The sequence below is a fragment of the Actinophytocola sp. genome, from assembly GCF_036402745.1.
Classification (GTDB): domain Bacteria; phylum Actinomycetota; class Actinomycetes; order Mycobacteriales; family Pseudonocardiaceae; genus Actinophytocola.
Genome location: NZ_DASWSJ010000353.1, coordinates 1 through 7,394, shown reverse-complemented (window position 1 = coordinate 7,394; position 7,394 = coordinate 1). Strand labels below are relative to the sequence as shown.

General features: G+C 72.5%; 7 protein-coding genes. 5 read left to right on the top strand and 2 right to left on the bottom strand.

Going from position 1 to position 7,394, the window contains the following annotated elements; translation table 11 throughout:
• Nucleotides 1-1,376 (bottom strand): gamma-glutamyltransferase family protein (locus VGD70_RS31850; protein WP_331087950.1); only part of this gene is annotated, 1,376 nt, incomplete at its 3' end.
• A 146-nt stretch (nucleotides 1,377-1,522) separates the two neighbouring features.
• Here VGD70_RS31850 and VGD70_RS31845 point away from each other — a divergent pair.
• The gene (locus VGD70_RS31845) at nucleotides 1,523-2,176 is read left to right on the top strand and encodes a DedA family protein (RefSeq protein WP_331087948.1); all 654 of its coding nucleotides are present in this window, start codon (nucleotides 1,523-1,525) and stop codon (nucleotides 2,174-2,176) included.
• A gap of 4 nt (nucleotides 2,177-2,180) precedes the next feature.
• Here the strand turns inward: VGD70_RS31845 and murA are convergent, their stop codons facing one another.
• The gene (murA, locus tag VGD70_RS31840; RefSeq protein ID WP_331087946.1) at nucleotides 2,181-3,455 is read right to left on the bottom strand and encodes a UDP-N-acetylglucosamine 1-carboxyvinyltransferase; all 1,275 of its coding nucleotides are present in this window, start codon (nucleotides 3,453-3,455) and stop codon (nucleotides 2,181-2,183) included.
• A 154-nt stretch (nucleotides 3,456-3,609) separates the two neighbouring features.
• Between murA and VGD70_RS31835 the strand changes: the two genes are divergently transcribed.
• From VGD70_RS31835 to VGD70_RS31820, 4 genes are all read left to right on the top strand, one after another.
• A complete protein-coding gene (locus VGD70_RS31835) occupies nucleotides 3,610-4,449 on the top strand; it encodes a hypothetical protein (protein WP_331087945.1) in 840 nt (279 codons plus the stop codon).
• 128 nt (nucleotides 4,450-4,577) lie between these two features.
• Nucleotides 4,578-5,525 carry a zinc-binding dehydrogenase gene (locus tag VGD70_RS31830; protein WP_331087943.1) on the top strand — a complete coding sequence of 316 codons (948 nt, stop codon included), beginning with the start codon at nucleotides 4,578-4,580 and terminating at the stop codon, nucleotides 5,523-5,525.
• A 109-nt stretch (nucleotides 5,526-5,634) separates the two neighbouring features.
• On the top strand, nucleotides 5,635-6,207 hold the full coding sequence (locus tag VGD70_RS31825) for a cob(I)yrinic acid a,c-diamide adenosyltransferase (protein ID WP_331087942.1): 573 nt from the start codon (nucleotides 5,635-5,637) through the stop codon (nucleotides 6,205-6,207).
• A 360-nt stretch (nucleotides 6,208-6,567) separates the two neighbouring features.
• Nucleotides 6,568-7,383 carry a DUF1206 domain-containing protein gene (locus VGD70_RS31820; protein ID WP_331087940.1) on the top strand — a complete coding sequence of 272 codons (816 nt, stop codon included), beginning with the start codon at nucleotides 6,568-6,570 and terminating at the stop codon, nucleotides 7,381-7,383.
• Nucleotides 7,384-7,394 lie beyond the last annotated feature (11 nt).

Below are 7,394 nucleotides of genomic sequence, written 5' to 3'. Positions count from 1 at the left end.
GGCGCGAAGTTGAAGTCCGTCAGCTCGTTGTTGAGCAGGAAACCCCGCCCCGGCACGACGATCCCGCTGCCACCCAGCTGCTCGATCGTGTTCGTGTACGACACGACGTCGCCCCACTTGTCGCTCACCACGAAGTGGTTGGTGTGCGCGCCCTGGTTGCCGTCGGGGGTGGCGGCCGCGGCGAGCTGGCAGGAGGCGGAGCCGCCGGGGTCGCCGGGCGCGACGGGGCCGGGTGCGGCCGCCGCCGGGTCGATCTCGCACGCGCGCTGCTTGGCGAACCGCTCGGACAGCAGGTCCTCCTGCGGAACGTCCACATAGGCCGGATCGCCGATGTACCGGCCACGGTCGGCGAACGCGAGCCGGGTGGCCTCCAGGTAGTGGTGCAGCGCCTGCACACGGTCCATCTCGGACAGGTTGAACTGGTCCAGGATGTTCAGCGACTCGCCGACCGTGATGCCGCCGCTGGACGACGGCGCCATGCCGTACACGTCGTACCCGCGGTAGCCGACGTGCGTCGGGCGGCGGTCGATCGTCCGGTAGCCCTTGAGGTCCTGCACGGTCATCAGGCCGGCCGGCGGATCGATGGTGGCGTCCGGCGCGACCGGCGGCGTGCGCACCGCGTCCACCAGGTCGCGGCCGATCGAGCCGCCGTACAGCGCGCCGATGCCGTCCCGCGAGATCTGCCGGTAGGTGTCGGCGAGGTCCGGGTTGCGCAGCCGGGAGCCGACCTCGGGCAGCCGACCACCCGGCAGGAACAGCTCGCGGGTGGCGCCGAACTGCGCGAACCGCGCCTGGTTCTGCCTGGTCTGCTCGCGGAACGTGGCGTCGACGGTGAACCCGCGGTCGGCCACCTTGATGGCCGGCTTCAGGTTGTCGGCCAGGTCGAACCGGCCCCACCGGTCGAGCGCGCGCTCCCAGGTGCCGAGCATGCCGGGTACGCCGACGCCGAGCCCGCTGGTGACCGCGGTCGCGAACGCGTAGGGCTGACCGGTGGCCGGGTTGACGAACATCGTGTCGCTGCCGGCCTTCGGCGTGGTCTCGCGACCGTCGATCGTGGACACCTGGTGCGTGCGCGCGTCGTAGTACACGAAGTAACCGCCACCGCCGACGCCCGCGACATAGGGATCGGTGACCCCGAGCGTGGCGGCGACCGCGACCGCCGCGTCGGCCGCCGTGCCGCCCTTGCGCAGCACCTCCAGGCCCGCGTTGGTGGAGTCGAGGGTGTCGGACACGACCGCGCCGCCGTAGCCGATCGCGACCGGTTGCTTGCCGGATGGTGGTCGGTGGTCGGCGGTGGCCGCCGTGCCTGCGGCCGCGAGTGCCGTGGCGAGCAGGAGTCCTACCGATAAGGCCGAGCCGATCCGGCGGGCACGCATGCCGACCCCTTCCCATGAGCATCAGGTGCCTCATTGTCATACCCGGCTGAACCACCGTGCACAACGACCGCCCAGGAACCGGCTTTCGCAGTCTTCCGCTGGGGTACCTACCCCTCAGACCGACTCCCGACCGGATCGAGGACGCGATGCTCCTGCCCGCCGCCACCCCCGCCGAGCCCACGAACGGCATCGCCGGGCTGGCCGTCGACCTGATGGACAGTGTGGGCGGGGCCGGCGCGGCGTTACTGGTCGCCCTCGACAACGTGTTCCCGCCGATGCCCAGCGAACTGGTGCTGCCGCTGGCCGGGTTCGCCGCCAGCCAGGGCACGATGAGCCTGGCCGCGGCGCTGATCTGGACCACGATCGGCTCGGTCGCGGGCGCCGTGGTCACCTACTACCTCGGCGCGTGGCTGGGCCGCGAGCGAGCCCGGGCGCTGATCGTCCGCGTGCCGCTGATGAAGGCGTCCGACTTCGACCGCACGGAGCGGTGGTTCCAGCGACACGGCACCAAGGCGGTGTTCTTCGGCCGCATGGTCCCGCTCTTCCGGAGCCTGATCTCGTTACCCGCCGGCGTGGAACGCATGCCGCTGTGGAAGTTCCTCGTGTTCACCGCGGCGGGCAGCTTCCTCTGGAACGCGGTCTTCGTCATCGCGGGCTACTCGCTGGGCGCGAACTGGCAGGTGGTCGACCAGTACGCGGGCCTGTTCCAGGACATCGTCATCGGCCTGGTCGTGCTGGCCATCGTGGTGTTCGTGGTGGTCCGCGTCCGCGAGCGCCGCCGCACGAAAGCGGAGATGTAGCCGGTCAGGCGCGTTCCGGGGCCTTGGTCACCCGGCGCACGTCGGCGCCCAGGTTCACCAGGTTCTCCACCAGGCCGGGGTATCCGCGGTCGATGTGGAACACGTCCCACACCTCGGTCACCCCCTCGGCGCACAGGCCGGCCAGCACCAGGCCCACGCCCGCGCGGATGTCGGAGGCCCACGCCGGCGCGCTGGACAGCCGCTCCACGCCGCGGACCACGGCGTGGTGGCCGTCGGTGCGGGCGTCGGCGCCGAGGCGGACCATCTCCTCGATGAAGCGGAACCGCGCCTCGAACAGGTTCTCGGTGATCATCGAGGTGCCGTCGGCGATCGAGGTCAGCGCGATGGCGAACGGCTGGAGGTCGGTGGCGAAGCCGGGGTAGGGCAGCGTCACGAAGTCCACCGCGGTCGGCCGGTCGTGCTGGACCACGCGGAACGCGTTGCCCTCGAGGATCGTCACCTCCGCGCCGGCGGTGCGCAGCTTCTCCAGCACGAGGTCGAGGTGGTGCGGGTCGACACCGCGCACGGTCACGTCACCGCGAGTCATCGCGGAGGCGAACGCCCAGGTGGCGCCCACGATCCGGTCGCCGATGACGCGGTGCTCGGTGGGCTGCAGGGCGTCGACGCCGTGGACGGTGAGCGTCGAGGTCCCGGCGCCCTCGATCTTGCCGCCCATCTGCAGCAGCATCGTGCACAGGTCGACGATCTCGGGCTCGCGCGCGGCGTTGTCGATCACCGTGGTGCCGTTGGCGAGCACGGCGGCCATGAGGATGTTCTCGGTGGCGCCGACGCTCGGGAAGTCCAGCCAGATCTGCGCGCCGTGCAGGCCCTCGGCCTCGGCCACGACACATCCGTGCTCGATCTCGCTGTGCGCGCCGAGCTGGCGAAGACCGTTCTGGTGCATGTCCAGCGGCCGCGACCCGATCGCGTCACCGCCGGGCAGCGCCACGACCGCGCGCTTGCAGCGACCCACGAGCGGACCGAGCACGCACACCGACGCACGCAGCTTGCCCATCGACGCGGAGTCCGCGCGGTGGTTGAGGTCCGCGGGCGTGGCGATGGTGACCGTGTCGGCCTCGATGGTCACCTCGCAGCCGAGGCTGCGCAGCACCTCGCCCATCAGCGGCACGTCCAGGATCTCGGGGCAGTTGGTCAGCGTGGTCGTGCCCTCCGCCAGCAACGCGGCGGCCATCAACTTCAACACGCTGTTCTTGGCCCCGACGACATCGACCACGCCGGCAAGCCGCGCCCCACCATGAACCTGGAAGTGCTCTGTCACGAGCGCTCATCATGCCCGAGCCCGCACACCACCCGTTGGCCACCCGCGAGTCGGCCCGTCGCCGACCGTCCGCTACCGCGGTCGCGCGGGTTGACCGGGCGTGGGCGGCATCCGTTCCGCTACCCTGCCGCCACTCGGCCCGAGAGGGGAATCGATGAAGGCCTCGTCGAGACTGGTCAGCCCGGCCGGGTTCGCGTTGGTGTTGCTGCTGTTCCTGTTCCTGCCGTTCCTGTCGGTGTCCTGCGAGGTGCCGGGCATGGGCTCGATCGGCGCGGACTACACCGGGGTGGGGCTCGCCACGGGTGCGGATCCGGCAGTCGACATCCCGCAGGATCTCCAGGACATGGCCAACGAGCTCCCCGGGTCGAGCACGTCCTCGGAGCCGCCGCCGGATCCGGGTGTGCAGGTGCTCGCGATCATCACGGGCGTCGTGATGCTGGCCGGCGTCGCGCTGCCGTTCGTGCCGCTGTTCCGCCGGCGGATGCGCGAGCGGCTGTTCGGCACCGCCGCGGTGGCGTTCGTGGCCGGCGTGCTGGTGGTCGTCACCCAGGTCGTCGCGCAGTCGAACCTCACCTCGCAGCTCAAGAACGACGCGCAGGGCCTGTCCCAGGACCAGGTGTCGATGCCCGACCTCAACTCGGTCGCCGACCAGCTCATCCACACCGAGGTCGGCTTCTGGCTCTCGCTCGTCGGGCTCGCGTTGATCGCGCTGCTGAGCGTCGGCTTCGTGTTCAAGGACAAGCTCGTGCCCAAACCGGCGCTCGCCGGCCCACCCGGCGCGGCGGCCGACCCCGGCACCGCTCCCCCACCGGACGGCGGCCCACCGCCGGACCCGGCCGCGGCGCACCTGCCCGCGGCGGACCCGGCGGGGGCGGGCGCGCCGGAGTCGGCCGGGGGCGCGCCGGCCGCCGAGCAGCCTTCCGAGCAGCCCGGTGCCGGCCGGTCGGCCAGCACGCCGGAGCCACCGGCCGGCGACCCGCCGCAGCAGTCCTGACTTTCCGCCGGACAGCGCCCGTCCACCAGCCGGACGGGCGCTGTCACGTTCTCGGGCCGCCGGCTTGACCTCGACATTGGTGGAGGTTGCACGCTGGTGCCGTCGCCCGGTGGTGGAGTGGAGGACCGATGCGTGCGGTGTGGTTGACCGAGTTCGGCGGGCCGGAGGTGCTCGTCGCGCGCGAGGCGCCCGATCCGGTGCTCGAGCCGAACCAGGCGCTGATCGACGTGGCGTTCGCCAACATCACGTTCATCGAGACGCAGTTCCGGGCCACCGGCGCCGGGCCGTTCGCCGGCTCGCTGCCGATGATTCCCGGCAACGGGGTGGGCGGCGTGGTCATCGCCGTGGGGGACGAGGCGGATCCCGGGCTCGTCGGCGCCCGGGTCGTCACCAGCACGGGCGGCTCGGGCGGGTACGCCGAGCGGGTCGCGGTGGACGCGGGCGCGGTGTTCGCGGTGCCGGAGGGCCTCGCGCTGGACGCGGCCGTCGCGCTGCTCGCCGACGGGCGCACCGCGACGATGCTCGTGGACGCGGCCGGGCTGCGGACCGGGGACCGGGTGCTCGTCGAGGCCGCCGCCGGTGGGGTCGGCAGCCTGCTGGTCCAGCTGGCGAAGGCGGCCGGCGCGCACGTCGTGGCCGCCGCCGGTGGGGCGCGGAAGGCCGGGGTCGCGCGGGAGCTGGGCGCGGACGAGGCGGTCGACTACCGGGAGCCCGGCTGGGCGAGCCGGGTGGGCAAGGTCGACGTGGTGTTCGACGGCGTCGGCGGCGACCTCGGCCGGGACGCGTTCGGGCTGCTCGACCGGGGTGGGCGGATGCTGAGCTTCGGCCTGGCGAGCGGGACGTGGACCGCGGTCGCGCCCGAGGAGGCGGAGCGGCGCGGGGTCACCCTCGTCCGCACCGCGTCGACGCCGGAGGAGCTGCGGGCCTACACGGAAAGCGCGCTCGCCGAGGCCGCCGCCGGGCGGCTCCGCCCGCTGATAGGCCAGCGCTTCCCGTTGGAGCGCGCCGCCGACGCGCACGCGGCGATCCAGTCGCGCGCGACGGTCGGCAAGACGCTGCTGGAGCTCACCCGATGAGAGTGGGGATCACGCCGCCGCCCACCGGCAGTCCCGCCGCCGAGTGGGAGAGTTGGATCACCGGCACCGTCGGCGACGCCGTCCTGCGCTGAGCCGTATCGTGCTTCGCATGGCGGTTCACATCACGCGCGTCTACACCAAGGTCGGCGACGACGGCACCACCGCGCTCGGCGACGGCCACCGGGTGCCCAAGACCGACCCGCGCCTGGCCGCCTACGCCGACGTCGACGAGGCCAACGCCTCGATCGGGGTCGCGGTCGCGATGGGCGGGCTCACCGACGAGATCGTCGACGTGCTCCGCGCGATCCAGAACGACCTGTTCGACGTCGGCGCGGACCTGTGCGCGCCGGTCGTCCCGAACCCGAAGTACCCGCCGCTGCGCATCACCGAGCCGTACGTCGAGCGGCTCGAGGGCTGGTGCGACGACTTCAACGGCCGGCTCACCAAGCTGAGCTCGTTCATCCTCCCCGGCGGCACCGCGGGCGCGGCCCTGCTGCACGTCGCCCGCACGGTCACCCGGCGTGCCGAGCGCAGCGCGTGGCGCCTCATCGAGACCGACGCCGAGCACACCAACGCACTGGCCGCGAAGTACCTCAACCGCCTGTCCGACCTGCTCTTCGTGCTCTCCCGGGTCGCCAACCCGGACGGCGACATCCTGTGGGCGCCCGGCGGCGGCCGCTGACCCACAGCAGGCGCACAGCGGACGCTCAGCCGGCGCAGGGCGCCCGTCCGCACCATCGAACCTGACGCGAAGGAAGGTTCGAGATGCACGACCACGACCGGGGCCTCGAGTTCGATCTCGCGACCCTGCGCAGCAGACGCAACGTCCTGGCCCTCTTCGGAGCGTCACCAACCTCGCGGGCACCTCGCTGGAGCGGGACACCGTGTTCGGCGACGGCTGGGACAGCCAGCTCGCCACCGTCACCGGCGCCCCGGGCGGCTACGTCGCCACGCTGACCGTCCCGGTGTAGAGCGGATTACTGCAAACGGCCCGTTCCGCCCCGGCCGGCCACGGGTACCTCCTCGGCAACGAGGAGGCGTCATGTCGTCGAAGACCGTGCGAGCGAAGAACAGCACGACCACGCAAGTTCTCGGCCGGGCCGGGATGGTCTGCTACGGGGTGGTCCACGTGCTCGTGGCGTACCTGGCGCTGCGGGTGGCGATCGGGGGCAGCTCGCAGCAGGCCGACCAGCGGGGCGCCGTCGAGGAGATCGGCTCGACCGGGATGGGCGGTTTCCTGCTCTGGGTGCTGGCCATCGGGCTCTTCGCGTTCGGCGCCTGGCAGCTGTTGCTCGCGGCCAAGGGATATGAGTGGATCGGCGAGAAGGGCAGGCGCACCCGCGAGCGGATCGGCTCCGCGGCCCGCGCCGTCATCGGGGTCGCGCTGGGCGTCACCGCGGCCCGCTTCGCGTCGGGCTCCGGGTCCTCCACCGGGTCGGGCAACCAGCAACAGCAGACCTGGACCGCGAAGCTGCTCGCGCTGCCCGCCGGCCCGTTCGTCGTCGGCGTGGTGGCGCTCGTCATCCTCGTCGTCGCGGTCATGACCGCCGCGAAGGGCTTCCGCAAGTCGTTCGTGCGGGACCTCGACCTGACCGACCTGCCGCGCGGCACCCAGCAGTGGGTCGTCCGGCTCGGCGTGGCCGGGTACGTCGCGAAGGGCGTCACGTTCGGCATCGTCGGCATTCTGGTCGGGCTGGCCGCGACGAACGCCGACCCGAAGCAGGCCGGTGGGCTGGACGCGGCCCTGCGCACCCTGGCCGCGCAGCCGTTCGGCACGATCGCGCTGGTGGTGGTCGCCCTCGGCCTCGCGGCGTTCGGCGTCTACTGCTTCGCCGCCGCCCGCGCCCACAAGAGCTGACCGGGGACTAA

Coding starts and splice junctions, on each gene's coding strand:
- VGD70_RS31845 (WP_331087948.1), top strand. CDS start 1,523: ATGCTCCTGCCCGCCGCCACCCCCGCCGAGCCCACGAACGGCATCGCC.
- VGD70_RS31835 (WP_331087945.1), top strand. CDS start 3,610: ATGAAGGCCTCGTCGAGACTGGTCAGCCCGGCCGGGTTCGCGTTGGTG.
- VGD70_RS31830 (WP_331087943.1), top strand. CDS start 4,578: ATGCGTGCGGTGTGGTTGACCGAGTTCGGCGGGCCGGAGGTGCTCGTC.
- VGD70_RS31825 (WP_331087942.1), top strand. CDS start 5,635: ATGGCGGTTCACATCACGCGCGTCTACACCAAGGTCGGCGACGACGGC.
- VGD70_RS31820 (WP_331087940.1), top strand. CDS start 6,568: ATGTCGTCGAAGACCGTGCGAGCGAAGAACAGCACGACCACGCAAGTT.